The organism is Photobacterium alginatilyticum, from assembly GCF_009910675.1.
Lineage (GTDB): Bacteria > Pseudomonadota > Gammaproteobacteria > Enterobacterales > Vibrionaceae > Photobacterium > Photobacterium alginatilyticum.
The window spans coordinates 20207-41952 of sequence record NZ_RSEJ01000023.1 but is presented as its reverse complement, the minus strand read 5'-3'; the positions used below and the strand labels follow the sequence as shown (position 1 = coordinate 41952).

The 21746-nt window shown below is 43.6% G+C and carries 23 protein-coding genes; 17 read left to right on the top strand and 6 right to left on the bottom strand.

All coding sequences use genetic code 11. The annotated features are described in order from the left end of the window. Window positions 1-9 precede the first annotated feature (9 nt). Both EIZ48_RS19815 and EIZ48_RS19810 read left to right on the top strand, forming a co-directional pair. The gene (locus EIZ48_RS19815; RefSeq protein ID WP_160655205.1) at window positions 10-1605 is read left to right on the top strand and encodes an ABC-F family ATPase; all 1596 of its coding nucleotides are present in this window, start codon (window positions 10-12) and stop codon (window positions 1603-1605) included. Between the two features lie 143 nt (window positions 1606-1748). Beyond that, entirely contained in the window at window positions 1749-2204 is a 456-nt protein-coding gene (locus tag EIZ48_RS19810) for a YaiI/YqxD family protein (RefSeq protein WP_160655202.1), read from the top strand. 198 nt (window positions 2205-2402) lie between these two features. On the opposite strand, the gene EIZ48_RS19805 is transcribed toward EIZ48_RS19810, so the two are convergent. Continuing rightward, a complete protein-coding gene (locus tag EIZ48_RS19805; protein ID WP_160655199.1) occupies window positions 2403-2918 on the bottom strand; it encodes a ClbS/DfsB family four-helix bundle protein in 516 nt (171 codons plus the stop codon). A gap of 52 nt (window positions 2919-2970) precedes the next feature. Next, window positions 2971-3741, bottom strand: a complete 771-nt coding sequence (locus EIZ48_RS19800) for a phosphotransferase enzyme family protein (protein ID WP_160655196.1) — start codon at window positions 3739-3741, stop codon at window positions 2971-2973. 188 nt (window positions 3742-3929) lie between these two features. On the opposite strand from EIZ48_RS19800, the gene EIZ48_RS19795 reads away from it, so the two are divergent. The 6 genes from EIZ48_RS19795 (at window position 3930) to EIZ48_RS19770 (ending at window position 7539) form a co-directional block, all read left to right on the top strand. Beyond that, entirely contained in the window at window positions 3930-4733 is an 804-nt protein-coding gene (locus EIZ48_RS19795) for a GNAT family N-acetyltransferase (protein ID WP_160655194.1), read from the top strand. 75 nt (window positions 4734-4808) lie between these two features. Beyond that, a complete protein-coding gene (locus EIZ48_RS19790) occupies window positions 4809-5225 on the top strand; it encodes a GNAT family N-acetyltransferase (RefSeq protein ID WP_160655191.1) in 417 nt (138 codons plus the stop codon). A gap of 169 nt (window positions 5226-5394) precedes the next feature. Then, entirely contained in the window at window positions 5395-6162 is a 768-nt protein-coding gene (locus tag EIZ48_RS19785) for a class I SAM-dependent methyltransferase (protein ID WP_160655188.1), read from the top strand. Window positions 6163-6208: 46 nt separating this feature from the next. Next, window positions 6209-6541 carry a YnfA family protein gene (locus tag EIZ48_RS19780; RefSeq protein WP_160655185.1) on the top strand — a complete coding sequence of 111 codons (333 nt, stop codon included), beginning with the start codon at window positions 6209-6211 and terminating at the stop codon, window positions 6539-6541. A gap of 210 nt (window positions 6542-6751) precedes the next feature. Further along, the gene (locus EIZ48_RS19775; RefSeq protein ID WP_160655182.1) at window positions 6752-7231 is read left to right on the top strand and encodes a GNAT family N-acetyltransferase; all 480 of its coding nucleotides are present in this window, start codon (window positions 6752-6754) and stop codon (window positions 7229-7231) included. Window positions 7232-7296: 65 nt separating this feature from the next. Continuing rightward, window positions 7297-7539, top strand: coding sequence for a hypothetical protein (locus tag EIZ48_RS19770; RefSeq protein ID WP_160655179.1), 243 nt, complete (start codon window positions 7297-7299; stop codon window positions 7537-7539). Window positions 7540-7594: 55 nt separating this feature from the next. Here the strand turns inward: EIZ48_RS19770 and EIZ48_RS19765 are convergent, their stop codons facing one another. Further along, complete coding sequence (locus EIZ48_RS19765; RefSeq protein ID WP_160655176.1) at window positions 7595-8206, bottom strand: LysE family translocator; 612 nt, start codon at window positions 8204-8206, stop codon at window positions 7595-7597. A 107-nt stretch (window positions 8207-8313) separates the two neighbouring features. On the opposite strand from EIZ48_RS19765, the gene EIZ48_RS19760 reads away from it, so the two are divergent. Continuing rightward, window positions 8314-9210, top strand: a complete 897-nt coding sequence (locus EIZ48_RS19760) for a LysR substrate-binding domain-containing protein (RefSeq protein WP_160655173.1) — start codon at window positions 8314-8316, stop codon at window positions 9208-9210. A 42-nt stretch (window positions 9211-9252) separates the two neighbouring features. Here the strand turns inward: EIZ48_RS19760 and EIZ48_RS19755 are convergent, their stop codons facing one another. The 3 genes from EIZ48_RS19755 to EIZ48_RS19745 form a co-directional block, all read right to left on the bottom strand. Next, a complete protein-coding gene (locus tag EIZ48_RS19755; RefSeq protein ID WP_160655170.1) occupies window positions 9253-10329 on the bottom strand; it encodes a ParB/Srx family N-terminal domain-containing protein in 1077 nt (358 codons plus the stop codon). Window positions 10330-10465: 136 nt separating this feature from the next. Beyond that, window positions 10466-11146 (bottom strand): DUF3334 family protein, encoded by a 681-nt coding sequence (locus tag EIZ48_RS19750; RefSeq protein WP_160655167.1) that lies wholly within the window; start codon window positions 11144-11146, stop codon window positions 10466-10468. 183 nt (window positions 11147-11329) lie between these two features. Beyond that, window positions 11330-11689: a glutaredoxin family protein gene (locus tag EIZ48_RS19745; protein WP_160655165.1), complete on the bottom strand. Its 360-nt coding sequence runs from the start codon at window positions 11687-11689 to the stop codon at window positions 11330-11332. A 466-nt stretch (window positions 11690-12155) separates the two neighbouring features. On the opposite strand from EIZ48_RS19745, the gene EIZ48_RS19740 reads away from it, so the two are divergent. The 8 genes from EIZ48_RS19740 to EIZ48_RS19705 all read left to right on the top strand — a co-directional run bounded on the left by EIZ48_RS19740 (window position 12156) and on the right by EIZ48_RS19705 (window position 21743). Beyond that, window positions 12156-13076: a response regulator gene (locus EIZ48_RS19740; RefSeq protein WP_192928651.1), complete on the top strand. Its 921-nt coding sequence runs from the start codon at window positions 12156-12158 to the stop codon at window positions 13074-13076. Beyond that, the gene (locus EIZ48_RS19735) at window positions 13073-14071 is read left to right on the top strand and encodes a GGDEF domain-containing protein (protein ID WP_160655159.1); all 999 of its coding nucleotides are present in this window, start codon (window positions 13073-13075) and stop codon (window positions 14069-14071) included. The genes EIZ48_RS19740 and EIZ48_RS19735 overlap by 4 nt, the downstream gene beginning before the upstream one ends. A gap of 128 nt (window positions 14072-14199) precedes the next feature. Then, window positions 14200-14547, top strand: coding sequence for a DUF3802 family protein (locus EIZ48_RS19730; RefSeq protein WP_075768142.1), 348 nt, complete (start codon window positions 14200-14202; stop codon window positions 14545-14547). A 258-nt stretch (window positions 14548-14805) separates the two neighbouring features. Next, window positions 14806-16860: a methyl-accepting chemotaxis protein gene (locus tag EIZ48_RS19725; RefSeq protein WP_160655156.1), complete on the top strand. Its 2055-nt coding sequence runs from the start codon at window positions 14806-14808 to the stop codon at window positions 16858-16860. Between the two features lie 75 nt (window positions 16861-16935). Then, entirely contained in the window at window positions 16936-17652 is a 717-nt protein-coding gene (locus tag EIZ48_RS19720; RefSeq protein WP_160655153.1) for a tRNA-uridine aminocarboxypropyltransferase, read from the top strand. A 204-nt stretch (window positions 17653-17856) separates the two neighbouring features. Further along, the gene (gene nagK, locus EIZ48_RS19715) at window positions 17857-18765 is read left to right on the top strand and encodes an N-acetylglucosamine kinase (protein ID WP_160655150.1); all 909 of its coding nucleotides are present in this window, start codon (window positions 17857-17859) and stop codon (window positions 18763-18765) included. Between the two features lie 113 nt (window positions 18766-18878). Next, on the top strand, window positions 18879-20147 hold the full coding sequence (locus EIZ48_RS19710) for a DEAD/DEAH box helicase (RefSeq protein ID WP_160655147.1): 1269 nt from the start codon (window positions 18879-18881) through the stop codon (window positions 20145-20147). A 297-nt stretch (window positions 20148-20444) separates the two neighbouring features. Continuing rightward, window positions 20445-21743, top strand: coding sequence for a diguanylate cyclase (locus EIZ48_RS19705; RefSeq protein ID WP_160655144.1), 1299 nt, complete (start codon window positions 20445-20447; stop codon window positions 21741-21743). Window positions 21744-21746 lie beyond the last annotated feature (3 nt).

Genomic DNA, 21746 nt, shown 5'->3' with positions numbered 1-21746 from the left:
AACAGTACATTGATTTCTACCGCTAATATCACAATGCAGTTTGGCGATAAGCCATTGTTTGAAAACATCTCGGTTAAATTCGGTGAAGGTAACCGTTACGGTCTTATCGGCGCGAATGGCTGTGGTAAGTCGACATTCATGAAAATTCTGGGTGGCGAACTTGAGCAGTCGGCAGGTACTGTTTCAACAGATCCGAACGAGCGTATGGCAAAACTGGGCCAGGACCAGTTCGCGTTCGAAGAGTACACAGTGGTTGATACCGTTATCATGGGTCACAAAGAACTGTGGAAGATTAAAGAAGAGCGTGACCGTATTTACTCGCTACCTGAAATGTCTGAAGAAGATGGTATGCGTGTTGCCGATCTGGAAACTGAGTTCGCTGAGATGGACGGCTACTCTGCGGAAGCGCGTGCCGGTGAATTGCTACTTGGCTTGGGTATCTCGGAAGAGCAGCACTTTGGATTGATGAGCGCAGTTGCACCTGGCCTTAAAGTTCGTGTTCTGCTGGCTCAGGTTCTGTTTGCAGACCCAGACATTATGCTGCTTGACGAACCGACGAACAACTTGGATATTCACACTATCAGCTGGCTTGAGCAGGTATTGCTTGAGCGTAACTGCACTATGATTATCATTTCGCACGACCGTCACTTCCTAAACAGCGTATGTACTCATATGGCTGATTTGGATTACGGTGAGCTTCGTCTGTTCCCTGGCAACTACGATGAATACATGACAGCCGCTGAAGCTTCGCGTGAACGTCTACTTGCTGACAACGCCAAGAAAAAAGCGCAAATGGCAGAGCTTCAAACTTTCGTTAGCCGTTTCTCTGCAAATGCTTCAAAAGCAAAGCAGGCGACGTCACGTCAGAAGCAGCTTGATAAAATCCAGCTTGACGAAGTGAAAGCATCGAGCCGCCAGTCGCCATTTATCCGCTTTGAACAAGAGAAAGAACTGTTCCGTAACGCGCTTGAGGTCGAAAACCTAAAACAGGGTTACGGCGAAAACATCCTTATCAATGGCGTGAAGCTGTTGGTTGAAGTGGGTGAGCGTATTGCGATCATCGGTGAAAACGGTATCGGTAAATCAACCTTCCTAAATACGTTGGCAGGCCAGATGGAACCAATGGAAGGTATGATCAAGTGGTCAGAGAACAACAACATTGGCTTCTACGCGCAGGATCACAGTGCTGATTTCGAAGAAGACATGACACTGCTGGACTGGATGGGCCAGTGGAAGAAAGAAGGCGACGACGAGCAGACGGTTCGTGGCATTCTTGGACGCATGCTGTTCTCACAGAACGATATCAAGAAATCTGTAAAAGTTATTTCCGGTGGTGAGCAAGGCCGAATGCTGTTTGGTAAGCTGATCATGCAAAAACCAAACATCCTGTTGATGGATGAGCCAACTAACCACATGGATATGGAATCTATCGAATCGCTAAACTTGGCGCTTGAAAACTTCAAAGGTACTTTGATGTTTGTTTCTCATGACCGCCAGTTTGTATCTTCGATTGCAACGCGCATCATCGAAATCACCAAAGATGGTGTTGAAGATTTCCACGGTACTTACGAAGAGTACCTGCGCAAGCAAGGCCTTGTGGGCTAATTAAAATTACGTTGGTGAGTTAATGAAGCCAATGAATGATTTAGCTTGATAGAAGAAAGCCGCCAAATTGGCGGCTTTCTTATGTTTGTTTTTTAGACTGCACACAGTAAAGTGGTACTGTTGTTTTATAGAAAGGATTAGAGATGAAGATTTGGGTTGATGCGGACGCGTGTCCTAATGTCATCAAGGAGATTTTGTTCCGTGTTGCCAATCGTGTCGGGGTTGCTGTTACCTTAGTGGCAAACCACCACGTGAGAGTTCCACCTTCACCGCATATTAAATCGATTCAGGTAGAGTCTGGCTTTGATGTCGCCGATAATTACATTGTTCAGCAAGTCGAAGCTGGTGACTTGGTGATCACGGCTGATATTCCGCTTGCCGATGAGCTCATCACCAAAGGTGCCCATGCCCTCAATCCCCGTGGCGAGATGTATACCAAGGATACTATCAAGCAACGCCTGCAGATGCGCGATTTTATGGAAACCATGCGAAGCAGTGGAATTCAAACAGGTGGACCTGCGCCGCTGAGCCAATCCGACCGACAAAACTTCGCGAACAAGCTTGATTCTTTTGTGGCTAAGAATCATAAGAAGCAGTGATTTGAAAGGGTGATAACAGCCGTTGTCACCTTTTTCCTCCCTTTCCTTTACTATAACTACCATTTGCAATATTTGTGGCAAGCAAGTAATTTCGATGTAGGCCAAATGATATATATGAGCTAACTGTTATTACCAGCAGGCTGAATAAGATAAAGATATACTTTTTCATGTACTCGCCTGAGTGCCTGTAAGTGGGCTCTACTTGATTCCCTGTGTTTTTTTAAATCGTCTGACCTTAGTACGTACGTTTTTCATTGGTGATGACGTGTTGAATTGAATCATACGGCCAAGTGTCCATTTGTCATACCATGGAACGCCGTAAAGTGCCTGCTCATCAATGCTTTTAACTAACACCAGAATTTCCTGAGTCACCCTTGCGAACTCTCTTTGTAAACTTTGATAATCCCAATCTTTGTAGTCATGTTGGAAGCTTTGGGCCAGTAGCCCAAGCTGATTCCACTTGTAGCCGGTTTCCGGGAAGTCGACATGCTTACCTTGAGACTTTGAAGAATGCCATTTAAGGACTAGCTTTCCCCAGCCAATTAAGTAGGCAAGTGTATCGCAAACGCTAATTGTTGTGTCCTTGACGTTACCCTCAATCCCATGTGTTCTAGACAGTTCAACTGGAATAGAATGGTAGTCCTCAATCAGCTTACTATAGGCTAAAGTGATTGCATTGATTAACTCATTTTTATTTTGTGGTACTGATGTCATAGATGCTTTCTTGTTTGGTTAGTCGCTCGTTTTGTTCATTGATAGCTGTTTACTACAGGTTGCTTAAAATTTTATGTTTATTACGTTTTAAGTAATCAATGTCATTTAGATACGCAAGATGATGCTCATCTTTGATATTGTTGATAAATGCTTGATTGCCTTTTTCAGCCTCGCTACGCATAAAATCAACCAAGGTTTGAACACGTAATATCATGATATCAACAAGCTGGCTTCGCTCTTGTTGGGGCAAACAATAAGAGTCACAGAACTGTTTAGCGCGCGAAATCTGCTGAGGTAAGCTACCCAAAGCATCATTAGGACTGGTTTTAAATGGTGCCCAGCAATAAACCGCATACGCTATATCCCAAATTCGCGGTGCTGGGTGCGCGGTATCAAAGTCAAAGATCCCGACTACTTGATTTCCATTTAGTGCCACGTTATAGGGGGCATAGTCACCGTGACAAATAACGTCATAAGGCTTTCTTGCTGGCAACATCCAATCCAAGTTTTCACATTGTTCACTTTGAGCAAAAGGTACGGTTGCGTCATGGTACTTACGTAGGAGTTCTGCTGCTGAGCATAATGCTTCCATACTCGCTATGGCCCCCCTTAACGGGTAGTCGTAAACATCACCAGATACGTAGGACAAAACCTCATAGCCTTTTGTATCAAAACCGAATGGTTCTGGTGCAGAAAAGAACTGTTCTTTTCTCAGGTGAGCGAGTAACTGATGTACTGATTGAGACCATAAGCCACTAGGTCGGTATACTTTACCCTTATGCCGATGAATCAACCCTTCACGACCACCTTGTAGTTCTTCCATGATTGTCCTTATGTGCGATGCGAACATTCCTAGCGATAAATCCTCATAAGTAACTGATTGTATATCTTGGAGATATTTGTCAAAGTAGACGTGTATCAAAGTTTGTGTACTTTCATGGCAGTTTCAGCATTTGATGTGTTGCTTCAATCAAAGCTAAATGAACAGGTTTCTGTAATTTTGGGGTAGGTATGGGGATTCATAATGGTCTTGATCGTCTGGACTTGGGGTGTTTAGTCGATAAAAATCAGCTGTCATATGATTTGTTCTTGGCTCAGTCAGATGAGATTATCCTGAACAGGAATGAACAATTTATCTGGATTGAAAGTGCTGACCGTAGTCCAGTTTTCAACGGTGTGCTGGAAACCAATGTTGAATTGCACAACTCGTCACCAGCGATTAGCCAGTTTCTTAAAAAGTTAGCTTCTGGTAAGGAGCAATTTTGCTGGAAAGTTTGGTCATCCTCAAGCCCAAGCAACATCGGAGATATACTGGAATCTCAGGGTCTAACTGTTGGTTCTGTAAGCCCTGGAATGGCTATTGAACTCTCTAGCTGTACATTTTCCAACCCCTCCGTTGATAAGCTTTTGGTTAAGCGGGTAGATAGTGATGAACGTTTAGAGCAGTGGATAGCAGCTCTTTTTGATGGCTTTGAGTTGAACCAGGGATTGAGGTCAACCTATAGAAAAGTACTCATGGATGGAGGTTTTAGAGATCCAGTAAGACTATATCTGGGGCTATATGATGATGAGCCAGTCGCAACTGCCTGCTGTTACTTTGAACATGATGTAGTCGGGATTTATTGGGTATCAACGTTACCTGCCTTTAGGGAGAGAGGTATCGGCCGCTGCTTGATGAATATCGTATTAAGAGATGCGTATATAGCAGGCTATAAGTTTGCGATACTTCAGGCGTCCGGTGAAGGGTTCAAGATGTATAAAGATATAGGTTTTCGCCAAGTCTGTAATAATACTCGCTATGAGTGGAAACTCTAGTTTGATGACATGTTGCGAAACTGAGGATGCACTGAACTATCAGAAATACAAACAAATAGAATGATAAGGAATTAAATGGAATATATTATTAGCGAAAACCCAAGCAGTGAAGATATCGATGAAATTTATCAGGGGTTAAAACGGCATAACATTCCATACATTGGTGATATTAAAGAGAGCCACATTGCGTGTTTTACTCATAGTAATGATGGAGCCAAACTAGGAGGGATTATCGGTCGTACGTGGGGCAGTTGGTTGTTGATTAAATACCTATGGGTAGATGAAACTTGCCACAAGCAGGGAATGGGTACACAGTTACTGGCAACGTTAGAAAATCACGCGAAAGAGTCAGGGTGTAGATTCTCCCTAGTTGATACGATGAGTTTTCAGGCAAAGCCATTTTATGAAAAAAATGGTTACCAATGTAAAATGACGCTTGATGAGTATCCAGCCGATGGACAGCTGCACTTTATGACAAAAGAGCTTACTTGAGAACGTGCGCCTATAAGTCTTAATGTGGCTTGATATTAGTTGCTTGTTGTGGAATGTATCGAAAATATTTATGACAAGTGCGATAAAACGTCATTTATATTTATAACCTGGTTCCCGTTCTGCTAGTTTATCGCCTTCTGAATGTGACCAGTATTGGAGTTGTCGGCTAATGGATTACTTGGCAATAAATAAAGAAGCTTGGGATAAGAGAACAACGGTTCATGTAAAGTCATCGTATTACGATGTAAATGGCTTTCTCCAAGGGAAGACGTCACTCAAAAATATCGAATTAGAGGAAGTTGGGCCGGTTGAGGGGAAAAGCCTGTTGCACCTGCAGTGTCACTTCGGGTTAGATACACTGTCTTGGGCAAGGTTGGGGGCTAAAGTTACCGGAGTCGACTTGTCGTCGGAAGCGATCTCTCAAGCAAAATTGTTAGCAAAACAAGCCAACCTTGAAGCAAGTTTTATTTGCTCGGATGTATACCAGTTCAATGAAGTATGCCCAGAGAAATTTGATATCGTCTTTGTTTCTTATGGTGCGCTGTGTTGGCTGCCAGATCTTAATCTATGGGCAGAAACGGTCTCAAAGGCTTTGAAACCCAGTGGGAAAATACATTTAATTGAATTTCATCCTTTCGATGAATTGCTATTGGGAGCTGCATATTTTGCAAGCGATGAGCCTTTGGTTGAAGAGGATGGAACATATACGGAAAACTGCACAGGTGATAAAGTTAAAATGGTCACTTGGATGCATCCGATCAGTGATGTGATCAATGCCTTAGTTAAGTCAGGAATCAGTATTGAGAGCTTTAATGAATATCCATACAGCCCATATTACTTGGAAGGGTTTGTAGCAGGAGAAAGCGGAGGTTATCAGCTTCTTCACAAAGGTAATGCAATACCTCTTGTTTATTCCGTAAAAGGCAAAAAGCTCTGATGTGTCACTAATGGTGCATATTTTCGGTGAAACTGAGGGAAATCTATTGCCTGAAATTAAAACAGTTGGACTATTTCTACTTACAGCGATAACTGAGGTTGTTGGTTGTTACTTACCTTACCTATGGCTGCGGGAAGGAAAGACGGCATGGCTTTTATTACCGGCAGCCATCAGTTTGGCTCTATTTGCATGGTTGTTGTCGCTTCATCCAACCGCATCGGGTCGAGTGTATGCAGCTTATGGCGGCGTTTATATATTCGTGGCAATTTTGTGGCTGTGGGTAGTTGACGGGATCCGTCCTACGGTGTGGGATATTATTGGTGCATCAGTGGCGTTGCTTGGTATGACAATAATAATGTTTGCACCTCGCCAAGGGTAAATCGACTTATGTGAATATTGCTTTGAAAAGGATACTATTCAAGTTGGCTGAAACGATAACTGTGCCGAAGAATACCTTGATAGGTTACTTTAGGTTGCTTTTTTTATTTTTATAAATGCCTCATATGGTATTGTTTGTTTTCTCATTGTAGTGTAGTTGTGAATCAGGCCTTAATAGCAGTCACTGCCAAAACAGATGAAAAGGTAATGTATGTATTTAGCTCAGTTCTCCGAAGATGATTATGAAAAACTTATATCATGGGTACCCAATGAGGCGTTCAACTATTTATGGGGTGGGCCTGTCTATACCTTTCCGTTGACGATTGAACAGATACGCGATCATGTTAGTAAACCTGAAGTTAACCCTTTTGTCTTACTAGATAATGATATGGCTATCGGTTATATCGAACTTCATCGTGAGTCAGAGTCAGTGTATCGCTTATGTCGGGTTTTGATCGCCAGTGAATCAGATCGTGGTAAGGGTTATGGCAAGAAACTCGTGGCTCTGGCACTTGATTATGCGCTTGATACGTTAAAAGCAACGACGGTAACGCTAGCTGTTTTTGAGCACAATGAAAGAGCAATCTCTTGCTATGAGTCTCTCGGGTTTAAAGTGACGGCAAAAGAAACTGGATTACGCACATTTAATGGTGAAAGCTGGAACTTGTTATATATGGCATTTAAATCTTGAATCAAACTTTAGATAGCTAATTATATTTGGCAAGTAAGATGAAATGAGACTAAATGGAGAAAGTTATGACTGAAATGGCAATATCAAATTATCTCGGTATTTTTATCTTACTGTTGCTATCGTACCCATTCGTACTAGTTGTTTTAAATATTGCCATTTTTAGTAAAGATCTAAGAACCAAATATACTCGATGGCTAAATATATTTTTTGCAGTTTCAATGTTGGCTTTGCTTTATTTTCATATGCAAACTGAAGTCATTTTTGGTAAAGAGCTACTTGACCAGTGGTATGGTAGCCATCCAGAATAGAAATCAGTCGATGGTATAGCCAACAGATGTGGCTATACCAGTTACTTGGGTATAATTACGATTTTATGGCTAAGATTGCACCAAATGAAATTAACCCGGCTCCGCATGCTTGATTTAGCCTTTTTTTCATGTTCATTAGTCGAGTTTGAAAAACTTTTGAGGTCAATAAAATCGCAATGAGGCTAAACCATACTGCGTGGAGTATTATCATATAAAGACCGTAAAGTAGTACTGATAGCTGATTATCAGAGTCGGGACTTATAACTTGGCTGAATATACTGAGGAAAAACAGCATTGTCTTAGGGTTCAGAACATTACATAAAAAGCCTTGTATCAAATAATGAGCCGGTCCGGCTTCACTTTTGGCTGTTTCATTTATATCAAAACCGCTTCCGGCTGTAATGATGCCTTTTACACCCAAATAAATTAAATACGCCGAGCCGGTATACCGAACCAGTGAGAACAAAAATTCGTTCTGTGAGATTAAGTAACTAATGCCAAGCATTGAGTAGCTGATGTGGATACAGATAGCAATACTTATGCCTATGGCGGTATAGATGCCTGCCGTTCTTCCTAAATTTACACTGTTTTTTAGCACTAAAACAAAGTCAGCACCAGGGCTGATAACGATAAGTAACCCTAAGAACGCAAGGCCCAACACTTCCATTATTACTCCAAATAGATGTTTGCTGATTGACTGCGACTGATTGTAACGAGCTATTGAGACCACTATAATCGAAACAATTTCAATCGAACTGTGAGAAATTTTCACATATGAGACACTTGAAAGCATTCCACGTTTTCCATGTTGCCGCGTCTTCATCAAGTTATAGTGAAGCCGCTGACAAGCTGTGTATTACGCACGGAGCTGTCAGCAAACAAATAAAAGTACTGGAAAGTTACCTCTCTCAACCTTTGTTCTACAAGAAAGGGAGGCATGTATACCTGACGCAAGAGGGAGAGGTGTTAAAAAAATACACGGCACAGGCCTTTGACGCTCTTGATGAGGGGATCGATAAGTTAACTCTTGTGAGGAACAAGTGTCTTGAAGTCTCTTGCGAACCAACATTAACCATGCGCTGGTTAATGCCACGGCTAAGCGACTTTTATTCCCAAGTGCCCAATGCGGATGTCAGGCTATCAACGGCAGGCGGACCTGTTACATTGGGTGTGAACGCTTTGTCGTTGGCAATTCGTCGTGATGACTTTGAGCTGTTGCATGATTATAAACGTACAAAACTTGTCGATGAGTGGGTAGGGCCGGTGTTCGCCCCAGGTTACTGGCAACAGGTGAAAGGCGACTTAAGTAAGGTGAGGTTGCTTCACAGTGAAACAAGACCACAAGCTTGGGCTAGTTGGTGTCAAAGCGCTGGAAAAATGGGTTTGTTAGATAATTCAAGCCAGTCTTTTGCCCATTTTTATTTTTGTTTTCAGGCTGCTGTAGATGGGCTTGGCGCGGCTCTTGGCTCATACCCGCTTGTTGCTGATGATCTAAAACGGGGCAACCTTATTGCACCATTCGGGTTTCTGCTATCTGGACATAGTTATATGTTACTCAGTCAGGAAAAAACATCCGATGATCAGCTTGAACAAAGGTTCATTCATTGGTTGCAAGACAACCTTCAGCGGTGTGTTCCGGATAAGGCATGCGACGAGCAGTCCCTTGATTGATTTTGCTCGTTGCAGAATGGCTTAAAGTCAGAAGTTGGTAGCTTAGTCTGATTGGGGCTGCTCACTATCATTGGTTGCCTCACTTGGCTGGGATTTTTCTTTTGCTGCCGCTTCTTCTTCAAGTAACCGTTTTGGGGTCGATTTTTCTTTTTTCGCCAGTCGATAGGCCAGAGCATGATTGAAGCTGGACGTTTTATCATTGATAAGTGCGGCTAATGCTTTGCTGTCTACTTGGCTAAATTTTCCCATTTCCTTAGCGGTTAGTGTTGATTGGCCGATAACTGCATCGTCAGGCAGATCAACCATGACGGTCGCCGCTTCTGCGAGAGCTGCAGCATACTCATCAGGCTCGTTTAGGTTGTAGTCCGAGACTTTCATATGTTTGCGAACTTCAAGTGCCCAATGTAGCTCCAGAAAAGGAATGATCGAATCCGAATTGGCTTTATTATCCTTGCTCTTTTTCACTGGGGGCGAATAGCTGATCCCATTTAGGAAATGGACGAGTGAAAGATATTTATCATGTTTTAGCTGTTTCTGACCAATATACTCCGGTAAATCACTGGCTTTAATTTTTTCGCCTTTTGAATCGTACAGCCATACCTCTTGGTCATTACTCATTTCAGGCCAGAAATCTTCACCAGAACCAAATAGATTATGCGCAACCTTTACCGTTACCGGAACACTGGTACCACCATTTGGCATATCCCAGAATGTAGAAAAAAGATGATGGCCCTGCGTGAGATAGAGGCTGCCTTTCTTGGGACCAACAACAACCGTATTGAGTGCACCAGTATGTGTGCCGGTTTTGTCAGAGCAGGTATAGCTGGATGGATCGGTAGGCTGTGACTCATCTCCCCACTTCTTGACTCCTTTGGCGCCATTGATCTGACAGAGATCGTTATACATGTGTTTTAGGTTGTCTTTGTAGCGACTGAGCCGGGCATACTCTCTGTCATAGCTGAGAACGGCCTGAGTGGGAAGTAGCTGATCTAAGGTAACAGTAATGATGTCACCGTTGTTTAGCTCGTCATAGCTTACCTTCTCTGCGGTAGAATAGGGGCAATACAGGGCTGCGAGTGACAATATAGCCAGCCAGACTGTGTTACGGAATCTCAGCATAAATCAGGCCTCTCGGGCAAAAACTGACATCACTGAGTCTAGCAAAGAGTGATAAGTGGAGGGTGTTTAAGAATTAATAAAGCTAACCTGATCTAATCTTGTGTGATAGACGAGATCAGGTTGGCAGCAAAGCGGTTTAAATACCTAATTCGTCGAGCAAATCGAGATCAACTTCGGCAACAGGGACTGCTTGCTTGTTCTTTTGGGCTTGTTCTTTTTTTGCATTTTCGATGATAGTGTCAGGATCGACTTCATCATGTTGCTCAAACTCTTCAAGCTGGATAAATTCAGTTTTATCCATGGCCAGTTCGAGATAGAAAATGTTGTTGTCTTCAGTGGTGAAGCTAACGCGGCGGGCCTGAGGGCGATCCAGGTTTGTATCAACAGAAAGCAAAATTTGCTTGTTAAGCGCAAGCATCTTAGGTTGGTTCTGTGTAATGGAAATACGTAGCTCACGACGGATTTTGCTGGTGAAATCCCCCACAACCTGGTTCATCAGTTCACCCAATACATCAGCCACCTCATCGGAAGTATGATGAATGGCTAAATCATCCTGCGGTATGCCCATCTTAAGCATGTAGTTCTGATAGAGCTCTAGTGCTGCTTGCTGAGAAAAGTTGGTAACGACCAGGCCAGTAAAGCCGCCGTCAAAAAGAACAAAGCAGCCAATGTCTGGCTTAAGGCTGGTTTTATTGATTTTCTGTACCATTGCAGAGTAACCGATCTGGCTGTCAGTAGCAGTGGATAGAACATTAGAAATTGACTGACAAAGCTTTAGCAGGATGTCGTCTGTAGTGATGGTTTTCGTTTTTTTCATTGTGTACTCGGTACCTAGCTTGCATTTATCGGCAGTGTGTCATCAAACGCTATTAATTGCACAGCCTTAAAGAAAGCGGGTTGATATGGCTCACTGTTTTATAGCGAGACTCACAAAAAAATGCTCAATCAGCCACACCTAAGCTCAAAAAGCAGGCTTAATCGGCTCAGGCAGGCAGATGTATCAGGCGAAGCGTCTCTCTAGGTAGTTAATGATGTCGTTAGATTCGTACATCCATTCGACATCTCCATTTTCACCTTCGATACGCAGGCAAGGGACTTTTCTTCGGCCTCCACCATTAACCAGCTCTTCTTCCCATTGCGCTTGTTTCGCGTCTCTGGTCGCCAGCGGCAGGTTGAGTCGTTTGGCGTGGCGCCTTACCTTAACGCAGAAAGGACAAGCATCGAATTGATAGAGATGGAGTTGAGCAACAGCATCGTCAATTTCTTTTTGTTCGGCTTCTGAGCGCTTGATTGACTTTGGTGTAAAAATGGTATTAAGCAGCAAAATTACCCGGCCTAATATCCAACGAATGACTTTCATAGAAGGCTGTCCATGTTGTTATGATTTGTAGCGGAGATTGTATTATAACGAGTGATATTTGATAACTAGAAAATCACAGCAGAATGATTGTGTAAAGCATTTCATACTCATATTATTGGCATGGAATAATGTGGAGGAGAAATATGATTACACCAACAATTCATGCACATTAATTGTTACTTTTAACTATTCATTATGTTTGTTAGACGATAAAAGCTAAAAATATCAGTGTGATATTTACCGGGCGCCCCATAAAAATAAGCCGGATAAATTAGTATTAAATGATCTATAAGGCTTAAAAAGACGATCTAGCTCACTTATTAAATAAATTTCATACGCCGTGATTATTATTCTATTGAATATTGATTATTATTAGACAGTCCATGGAAAACTTAGGAAGTAAATCAACGTGGTAAGGAAGCAGAACATTCTTATCTGTGATGATTCGCCGGTAGTGCACAGAGCCATGTCCAAGATGTTATCTGGGCAGGTAGGTTTGACGCTGTTTTTTACCGAGAACGGAAAAGAAGGGCTTGAGTGCCTTTCTCGCCATGATATTGATGTGATGTTCCTTGATTTGACGATGCCTGTCATGGATGGCTTTGAGGTCTTGCAGGCCTTATCTGACCGTGAGCACCAGACTAAAATAATCATATTGTCTGCTGATGTTCAGCGGCAGGCAATGGAAAGGTGTATCGAACTCGGTGCGTATCATTTCCTACCTAAGCCTTTTGATCCTGAACACCTTATCTCGATATTGAATAAGTTCGGTGTTTATGTAACAGAAACGTTGGCTCCGTCTTTGTCTCATCGCAGTGGCGACGAATATATTCAGACGTTTAAAGAAGTGGCCAATGTCGCTTTGGGCCGAGGTGCTGCAATTATCTCTGATCACTTCGGAGAGTTCATTAAGATGCCGTTGCCGAATGTTGCCAGGCTATGTGCCGGGGAACTGGAGATGGCGATTGATGATATTAAACAACAGAGTGAGTCAGTTGCGATTGCACAGCGTTTTGTGGGGGGAGGCATTCATGGAGAAGCGCTGGTTTGCTTACGTGGTAAGGACGTTGATGTGTTTGGAGCCCGTATGGGTTTTAGCCAGGTTGATGAGCACAAGAGCGAAATCGTGATTGATATTGCCAACCTTATGGTGTCTTCGTTCTTAGTTGCGCTGTCTGAACAAATGAATATTCCTTTTTCAGTGCGTCAGCCTATTGTGTTGGAAGATTATATGGTATGGAGTGATAGTGAGAGTATTAAAACAGAACTCTTCACTGTCGAGTATACCTATGAGGCTGAATCATTAGACTTGGAATGTGATGTTTTATTTATGATGGATAACAGCTCTACGCAGGTTATCAAGAAGATGATGGAAACTCTACATTGAATCAAGTAGCACTTGCTGACTTTCACTTAACCATGCAGGTAATGGACAATATAGATGCTGGTGTAGTGATCATTGATAAAGAATATAACGTCTGGGCGTGGAATACGTTTATGCAGGCATACAGCGGCATTACCTCGGAACAAATTATGGGCAATAATTTGTTCGACGTTGTCGATGACCTGCCGGTGGAATGGCTAAAAAATAAAATAGCATCCACCTTCAAATTGCGAATGCGCTCCTTTAGTTGCTGGGAAGACAGGCCAAGCATTTTCAACTTCTCCAACTTTAGCCCGGTCACTGGCGGATCTTCGCTGATGTTCCAGAACATGACCCTAACGCCGCTAAAATCGCTTAGTGGTGAGCTGTCGCATATCTGCCTGACGATTACTGATGTCTCGGACATAGCCAAGAATAAAACACACCTTCGCGAATCAAACGAGCAACTCACGCACCTAAGCATGACAGACAGGTTAACACAGCTGTATAACCGTGGGCATTGGGAGGCATGTCTGGCCGAAGAGTTCGAACGATGCCGAAAGGCGAATATTCCGTCGACGCTGGTGATGTTTGATATAGACCATTTCAAAAAGGTGAATGATACATTCGGACATATTGCCGGGGATGGTGTGATTCGGAAAGTATCCAGCTTGCTGCGGAGGACCAAAAGGCATAGCGATATCGCCGGACGTTATGGTGGCGAGGAGTTTGGTGTCATCTTACCGGGTACGTCTGCAGAGTTAGGGCTGTATTTTACTGAGCGTTTGCGTAGTCGCGTCGAAGAAGCATCCGTCGCAGTCGATGTCCGAAATATCAGTGTGACTATCAGCCTTGGTGTTTGTGAATGGGCCCCCTGGATGACAAGCTATGAAAACTGGTTGGAACTATCAGACAGTGCTTTGTATGAATCAAAGCAGAACGGCAGAAATCAAACGACTGTCTATACTCGGGAACTATGCCAGGAACAGGAAAAGTCTTTGCGGGCTGTTAGTGGCTGAGAAAGTATATACTGCGGTTTTGTTGCGAATTCTCTTTGATCGAGAGCAAGAACATCCGTCGATACTGTTGTAATTTTTTTGATTCTTCTTAGAATTGGAGAAAATTATTACTAATCCAAAGATAAATTATGGTTGTTGAGTCTGAAGGTTATCATGCGCTTATAGAATATTTTACCGAACACCTGTCTTTGTTCGAGCGTGCCAGTAAAGACAGTTGTAGCGAAACGGTAGAAGATGTTGTGACAGACATGATAGCAACGAATTTAATGGCAGTGTTCTCTCAAAATCCTGATCTTGAAGCCGATTTTCGTTTCAAGTTAATGCAGGAAGCCGATAGAGTTGTCGAAGATTTATCGGAAGTGCTGGCGGGGGCTTGGCGCTGCTGCCCGACCAATGAACAGATAGCGTTCCTTGAAGATTATATTGGCTTAGTAAAAAACCTGTTTGATAGTGCAATCAGCCTGCAAGAAGGCTAATAAAAAGCGATTCAGCATTTATAGGCAGCGTGAGCTGCCTTTTTTGTGCCTGAAATTTGTTGGCGAAATTCTGACACATTAAATACCCACCTGATTTTATTGATAAATAAAAAATCTGAAATATTGCCGTAACAAATCCTCAGTAAGTTACCGAGCTAAAAAATGGAAGCGCCACAATTGGTTATCAACATGTGCGCTTATTAAAACTGAAATCTTAGCTAGGAATAATAGCGCAAGGTTTATCAGGGATCTCTCAAAATGAAACAGACTAAGCTCGGTAAGACAAAGCTCTCGATCGTTACTTATATCCAGATTGTATTTTTGTTGCTTGTCGCTACAGGAGGGCTCTTGTCCTATTTTGGCAACAAAGGGTTGAATAATGTCTCACAAGAGTTTGAGCGATTAAGTAGACAGGCATTGCCAGTTACAATGAACAATGCCGCTATTGTTCAGGGTTCGTTACAAACGGCACAGCGGTTGGCGGAGATAATCAACAGCGATTCCGTTGAGGTACTAGAGGTGGCTTACCAGCAGCTTCAGACGGATCAGCAGTCCGTTCTATCAGCAATGAGTAAGCTGGAGTCGCTAGCTGATAACTACAAAATTGACTGGCTGACCAGAGATGTCGCTCGGTTTAAGAAGGAAATAAACCAGATAGAAGGAATGTCACTAAGCCTGAAGGATTCTCAACAGCAGATATTGCTCAATCGGGCCAAAGTTGAAGGTGACAAGGCAATGATGAGCTATGCTGTCTCGGGGGTGAGAGCTGAAATGAGCCGATTGGGAATGGAACTCTATAGTTCTAATCCCGAGGGTTTGAGCCATGTTAATAATTTTGTCAATCACTCGCTGGAAATGGCCAGCAACCTAATCGCGTTACTCATTGAAAAAGATCCGGTAAAAGCCAAGAAAATTGCACGTGAACTGAAAAGGACGAATCTCTCGGGAATGCAGTACGCTTGGCGTGAGCTTAATAGAATCGATGGCACCATCGCCGACTTTACCAGTGTTACTGTACCTCTGGAAATGGTTGAGGCCTTATTCTCCAAGCAGGGAATTGTCGAACGTCATTTGAAAACACTGCAGCTAATGGATGCTCAATTGTTGAAAGTAGAACAGACTCAAGGTGTGATAGCCTCTGTGATGAGTGAGCTCGATACCCTGACAAATGGTGCCAATGTAATGGTCAGTGAAGGGGAGGCAGCGGTAATGGCAGCCAGTGAGAATGCGATAACCCTGTTTGTTACCATCAGTATTGCAGGCTTGATACTTGCTATTGCATCAAGCGGCTGGATAAGTCGTACGGTGAGGACGTCTCTTAAACGGATTGATCATGTCGTAAATGCAACCAGTAAAGGCGACCTGACAGCCCGAGCGACTCAAAATGCACCTAAAGAGTTTGCTATCCTGGGCGGGTTGCTAAATCAGTCGAATATCAATAATAGCCAGATACTCGGTAAGCTGGTGGAAAACAGCAACAGCTTAAATATCGCCGCTGAGAGTAGCCAGCAGGCAGCGTCGAACTCTCGCGTTGCACTGAAACAACAAAGCAGTGAGCTTACGAATATTGCAACTGCCATTTCTCAATTGGAATGTTCGATTAAGGAGATTGTAGCCAGTACTACCGAGTCAGAATCTGAAGCCGAGCAGGCGAACAGGCTAGCTCTGCAAGGTGTCGAAATAATTGAACGCAGTACTTCCGGGCTTCGCTCTCTGGATCAGCAGTTTATAGTTAACGAACAGCGTATGGCAGAGCTTGGTAATCATGTGAACAAGATAACCGAAGTTGTCGAGTTGATCAGTTCCATTGCAGACAATACAAACTTGTTGGCGTTAAATGCCGCTATAGAGGCGGCCAGGGCAGGTGAGCAGGGGCGTGGTTTTGCTGTCGTTGCCGATGAAGTCAGGAAGCTGGCAAGTGAGACGAATCTGCAGACAGAGTCGATACGTAAGACAATCGGCGAGCTTCATCAGGCAGCAAAGGATGCCAATGAAGCGATGGCAGTAAGCCGAACTGAAATGACCTCGTCGATTGAATTGAGTAGTGAGGTTCAGGCGGCGATTGACCAAATCCAAAAAATGATAGCTTCCATTAACGACAAGGTGATCACGATAGCTGCAGCAACTCAGCAGCAGGAGAATGCTTCTGTTGAGGTTGGGCGAAGCGTAGAGCATGTTGCCGGTCAGGCACAGACAAACAATCAACAGTTGAAAACCTTGGTTAATGAAGCCAGCAAGGTGGCGGAGATTGCTAACCTGCAACAAACCCTTCTTTCTCGATATCAGTTATCATCGTTAGCCAGCCACCAGTGAAAACATAAGTTTTGATTGCAACTAAGCTAAGCGCCAGTAAAATGCTGGCGTTTTCTTGTTTTAGGTATAGCTGCTATGCGTATTCACGCGGTACATGATTTATATGAAGAACGTCTAGCACGTTCTACACGCCCATTCAGAGCCCGAGGCTGCAAGGTTGAACGCTGTAGTTACTGCATGCTCCGTGAGCACCTGTGCATTTGCTCGGAAAAACCCGTGATAAGCTCAAATGCTGCTTTCTTATTGGTTATGTATGATGATGAGATATTAAAGCCGAGTAACACCGGTCGACTTATCGCAGATCTGTTTGAAGATACATTCGCATACATCTGGTCGCGTACAGAGCCAAACTCTGCCATGCTTGAGTTGTTAGAAGATCCTCAGTGGCAACCCTATGTTGTTTTTCCTGCCGAATATGCTCAACCAGAGCGTGTCGCGGAGAAAGTGGATGTTGAGACGGGTAAGAGACCGTTGTTTATTATGCTTGATGGCAGTTGGGCCGAAGCTAAGAAAATGTTTCGTAAAAGTCCTTACCTGAATAAGTTCCCAGTCTTATCAATCAACCCGGACAAACCGTCTCGTTACAAAGTCAGGGAAGCGTCGAAAGAAAACCAGCTTGGTACTGCCGAGGTGGCTGCCCGTATTATTGACCTTTATGGTGAGCAACATAATGCAGATGTACTGGATCTCTGGTTTGATGTGTTTCGCGAGAATTACCTGACAGGGAAAATGAACCGGGTATTGCCGGATGATTCAGCCTTGAAGCAACTAAAACAATATGTTGCTGCTTAATTGTTGAATTTGTTATCTTCTGTTTTGGTAATTTAGTAACAGCTAATTGTCATAAAATGTAACAATTTGCTGTTTCTTTCGTCAAACGCGAGCTATGCCAACCGCTATCCCTACTAAATTTGTGCCAAGTCACAGTCAGTAGGTGTAGATGTGTGGATAATTTTTTCAGTTTTGTTTTTTTATGTTTTTTGCGGAGTGTGCAGGATGTACTACGGCTTTGATGTAGGCGGTACCAAAATTGAGTTTGGTGCATTTAATGAGAAACTTGAGCGAGTAGCGACAGAACGAGTACCGACTCCGGGTGATGATTACGACAAATTAGTCGATACGCTAGTGGACATTATTCAGAAGGCAGATAAGGAATTCTCTTGTGAAGGCCACATTGGTATCGGTATCCCAGGAATGGAAGATGCTGAGGATGGCTCTCTGCTTACATCTAACATTCCTGCAGCTAAAGGGCACACTCTTCGCAAGGATCTTGAGGAAAAATTAGGCCGTAGTGTTTCTATCGACAACGATGCAAACTGTTTTGCCTTGTCTGAAGCATGGGATGAGGAACTTCAAGGTGAAAAATCTGTTCTGGGCCTGATTTTGGGCACCGGATTCGGCGGAGGTCTGGTTTTCGATGGTCATGTTTTCTCAGGCAAAAACCACGTAGCTGGCGAACTGGGTCATACTCGTATGCCTATCGATGCATGGTTCCACCTTGGCGAAAATGCACCATTGTTTGAGTGTGGCTGTGACAATAAGGGCTGCATCGACAACTACCTTTCTGGTCGTGGTTTCGAGCAACTGTATACTCACTATTACGGCGAAAAAGTGAAGGCGATTGAGCTGATCAAACGTCACGCTGCCGGTGATGAGAAGGCGGTTGAACATGTTGATCGTTTCATGGAAATGCTGGCTATCTGCCTTGCAAATCTATTTACTGGTCTTGACCCGCACGTTGTCGTACTTGGCGGTGGCCTGTCTAACTTTGAGCTGCTATATACAGAGCTGCCGAAGCGATTACCTAAACACCTGCTGTCTGTAGCACGAGTGCCAAAAATCGTGAAAGCCAAATATGGTGATGCTGGTGGTGTTCGTGGTGCTGCATTCTTGAACATCAAGTAATACCACAAAGTACCTCATTTTAAGAAAAAGCACTGCTCAGCAGTGCTTTTTTTATTTTTTGCCAAAAACTTTGCTAAAATCCGCGCTCTTTAGTTCAAAACCGGAAAATCATAATGTCATTTCAATCGTTGGGGCTGCAAAGCCAGCTAGTTGATACCGTTACCGCCCTGGGGTTTCAAACGCCAACTCCCGTTCAGCAGCAGGCAATCCCTGAGGTGCTGGCCGGTCATGACATTATGGCTGGCGCGCAAACTGGTACCGGGAAGACAGCGGCTTTTGGCCTTCCGCTGCTGCATCAATTACTGGATAAACCCGATAGTCAGACTGAGGCTGCTACTGTTAGCGAAAAGGCTGACATTCAGATCAGGGCGCTGGTACTGACACCTACTCGTGAGCTTGCTCAACAGGTTTATGACAGTATTGCCTCGTATAGCGAGAATACGCAGATAAAGTTAGCGGTAGCGTATGGCGGTACCAGTATGAAGACTCAGGTTAGTGCAATTCGTGCAGGTGCCGATATCCTGGTTGCCACACCGGGCCGACTGCTTGATCATGCTCATGTTGGCACCGTTGATTTATCAAGGGTGGAATACTTCGTTCTTGATGAAGCCGATAGAATGTTGGATATGGGCTTTATTGATGACATCAAACGCATCATGCGCCGCATGAAAGCCAGCCGCCAGACGCTGTTTTTCTCTGCAACCTTTTCGAAGCAGGTCAAAAAACTGGCGTATGATATTTTAGATGAGCCGAAGCTGATAGAAGTCACTCCGTCAAACAGTGCCGCGGTGACGGTTGAACAAATGGTCTACCCTGTTGATAAGCACAGAAAGCGCGAGCTACTTTCATACCTGATTGGCTCAAGAAACTGGCAACAAGTGCTGGTCTTTACCAAGACGAAACAGGGTTCTGATGCCTTGGCCAAAGAGTTGGGGCTGGATGGTATCAAGGCGGTCTCTATCAATGGCGACAAAAGTCAGGGCGCAAGGCAACGGGCATTAAACGACTTTAAAGAAGGTAAGGCACGTGTACTGGTTGCTACTGATGTTGCTGCTCGTGGCCTGGACATCGAACAGCTTGAATATGTCATCAATTTTGATATGCCGTTTAAGGCTGAAGATTATGTACACCGTATAGGCCGAACTGGGCGCGCAGGACAAACAGGTCATGCTATCTCATTGATGAGCATGGATGAGGAGTGGGCGCTACGAGCGATAGAAGAACTGCTTGATACCCGATTGCCACAGCAATGGTTAGAAGGGTATGAACCGGATCCTACTATCGATCTATCGGACAATAATCGACGCGGGCGTTCAGCCGAGAAGCGAAGGGCAAAGGCAAAGTCTAAGATCCACAAAAATCGTGGTCGCCGTATGCGATAACAGCGGCCTCTCTGCCGGACACCATAAACATTATTCCGAAAAATAAGTGTACATATCAGCCGCCATTCTATTCTCTGTTATAGTGGCGGTTGTGCTGTTACGCTTGTTTTGATGCCATGTTTTGATTTTTTGTGCCAATAATGGGTATTTGTATAAAAACTAAAGTGCGAAAATATGTGCCAGAAAGCGAATTAATTCACGATTAAAAATTAGTTGTTGTCATTGGCTCAGGCTATTTGCTACTGTTTGTGAAAATAAATCACTTATTATTCATAAGGCTAGCTGTAGGTGAGAGATGTGACAGAGCTTACCCAACGACTGCGCTCGACTGCCTATTTACTTATTATTATCACAACGTCATCGTACCTATTATATCAATGTGGTGTATTTGACAGGGAGTTTGTTATTTCGCCACGAAATGCGACCTTCCAGAATATTGACGATACCACCCAAGGTGGAAATACACAGTCGTGGATTGATTACGATGGTAAGTCGCTAAGTTTAAGTTGTCAGATCGCCGATGTGGCAAAATGGCCATTTTGTGAAGTGGCAATTAACTTATCATCGGGTGTTAAAGGAATTGATCTTAGCCAATATCACTCTATCGGTCTGGACATTGACTACAATAGCCCGTTGAGTGATGAGCGCATTCGAGTGTATTTGCGAAATTTTGATCCGGCATACTCCAGTAAAGGTGATCCCGTATCATCGAAGTTTAACGCGATCGAGTTTGCTCCCGGGGTAGGGAATGGAATACAAGTTATCCCTATGCAGGCTTTCCAGGTCTTGTCCTGGTGGATTGCTGACTACGAAGTGCCGATTGAGTATTCCGGGCCGCAGTTCAATAATGTCACGATTATAGAAATCGCGACCGGCAGCAATGTAAAACCAACAACTTATAGCCTTAAATTGAAAAAACTGGTGTTTTACGGTGAGTGGTTCTCGGAATCTATGCTGTTGCGCTTTAATATTTTCTTATGGTTGCTCAGCGCTATTGGTTTTTTAGTCTGGGAGCGATGGAAGCTACATTGTGGACTTAAGGAGATAGAGAAAAAGACAGTTCAGTTAGTGAATGCAAATAAAAACTTACATCAGGAAAACTTGTTTTTTGAAGAGCTTGCCTATAAGGACGCACTGACCGGAACGAATAATCGTAATGCGGTTGATAGATGGCTGCAGGAAGTCCTCGAGCACGCGAGAATGAATCATCAACCTTTCTCTATTATTTATCTCGATATTGATCACTTTAAGTTGATAAATGATACCTTCGGTCACCATAAAGGGGATGAGATCCTTCGGGAGTTTGCGCAACTGCTTAATAACCGAATTCGACGAACTGATGTGTTAGTCCGCTGGGGCGGTGAAGAATTTATTATTTTTTGTTCAGGAACAGACAGGGCAGGAGTTACAGAGTTCAGTGAAGAACTTCGTCAAATAATCGAAAATAACGACTGGAATGATGGCTTGGCAATCACCTGTAGTATTGGTGTTGCTCAACTTTCTGGCCACGAGAATTTTGATTCATTGTTACAACGGGCAGACAACGCGCTCTATAAGGCGAAAAAACTGGGTCGTAACCAGGTTGCGACAGCTTAGTTG

Excerpts from the sequence above, each read along its gene's own strand:
- EIZ48_RS19810 (WP_160655202.1), top strand. The coding sequence starts at position 1,749 with ATGAAGATTTGGGTTGATGCGGACGCGTGTCCTAATGTCATCAAGGAG.
- EIZ48_RS19805 (WP_160655199.1), bottom strand. The coding sequence starts at position 2,918 with ATGACATCAGTACCACAAAATAAAAATGAGTTAATCAATGCAATCACT.
- EIZ48_RS19800 (WP_160655196.1), bottom strand. The coding sequence starts at position 3,741 with ATGGAAGAACTACAAGGTGGTCGTGAAGGGTTGATTCATCGGCATAAG.
- EIZ48_RS19795 (WP_160655194.1), top strand. The coding sequence starts at position 3,930 with ATGGGGATTCATAATGGTCTTGATCGTCTGGACTTGGGGTGTTTAGTC.
- EIZ48_RS19790 (WP_160655191.1), top strand. The coding sequence starts at position 4,809 with ATGGAATATATTATTAGCGAAAACCCAAGCAGTGAAGATATCGATGAA.
- EIZ48_RS19785 (WP_160655188.1), top strand. The coding sequence starts at position 5,395 with ATGGATTACTTGGCAATAAATAAAGAAGCTTGGGATAAGAGAACAACG.
- EIZ48_RS19775 (WP_160655182.1), top strand. The coding sequence starts at position 6,752 with ATGTATTTAGCTCAGTTCTCCGAAGATGATTATGAAAAACTTATATCA.
- EIZ48_RS19770 (WP_160655179.1), top strand. The coding sequence starts at position 7,297 with ATGACTGAAATGGCAATATCAAATTATCTCGGTATTTTTATCTTACTG.
- EIZ48_RS19765 (WP_160655176.1), bottom strand. The coding sequence starts at position 8,206 with ATGGAAGTGTTGGGCCTTGCGTTCTTAGGGTTACTTATCGTTATCAGC.
- EIZ48_RS19760 (WP_160655173.1), top strand. The coding sequence starts at position 8,314 with ATGAGACACTTGAAAGCATTCCACGTTTTCCATGTTGCCGCGTCTTCA.
- EIZ48_RS19755 (WP_160655170.1), bottom strand. The coding sequence starts at position 10,329 with ATGCTGAGATTCCGTAACACAGTCTGGCTGGCTATATTGTCACTCGCA.
- EIZ48_RS19750 (WP_160655167.1), bottom strand. The coding sequence starts at position 11,146 with ATGAAAAAAACGAAAACCATCACTACAGACGACATCCTGCTAAAGCTT.
- EIZ48_RS19745 (WP_160655165.1), bottom strand. The coding sequence starts at position 11,689 with ATGAAAGTCATTCGTTGGATATTAGGCCGGGTAATTTTGCTGCTTAAT.
- EIZ48_RS19740 (WP_192928651.1), top strand. The coding sequence starts at position 12,156 with ATGTCCAAGATGTTATCTGGGCAGGTAGGTTTGACGCTGTTTTTTACC.
- EIZ48_RS19730 (WP_075768142.1), top strand. The coding sequence starts at position 14,200 with ATGGTTGTTGAGTCTGAAGGTTATCATGCGCTTATAGAATATTTTACC.
- EIZ48_RS19725 (WP_160655156.1), top strand. The coding sequence starts at position 14,806 with ATGAAACAGACTAAGCTCGGTAAGACAAAGCTCTCGATCGTTACTTAT.
- EIZ48_RS19720 (WP_160655153.1), top strand. The coding sequence starts at position 16,936 with ATGCGTATTCACGCGGTACATGATTTATATGAAGAACGTCTAGCACGT.
- nagK (WP_160655150.1), top strand. The coding sequence starts at position 17,857 with ATGTACTACGGCTTTGATGTAGGCGGTACCAAAATTGAGTTTGGTGCA.
- EIZ48_RS19710 (WP_160655147.1), top strand. The coding sequence starts at position 18,879 with ATGTCATTTCAATCGTTGGGGCTGCAAAGCCAGCTAGTTGATACCGTT.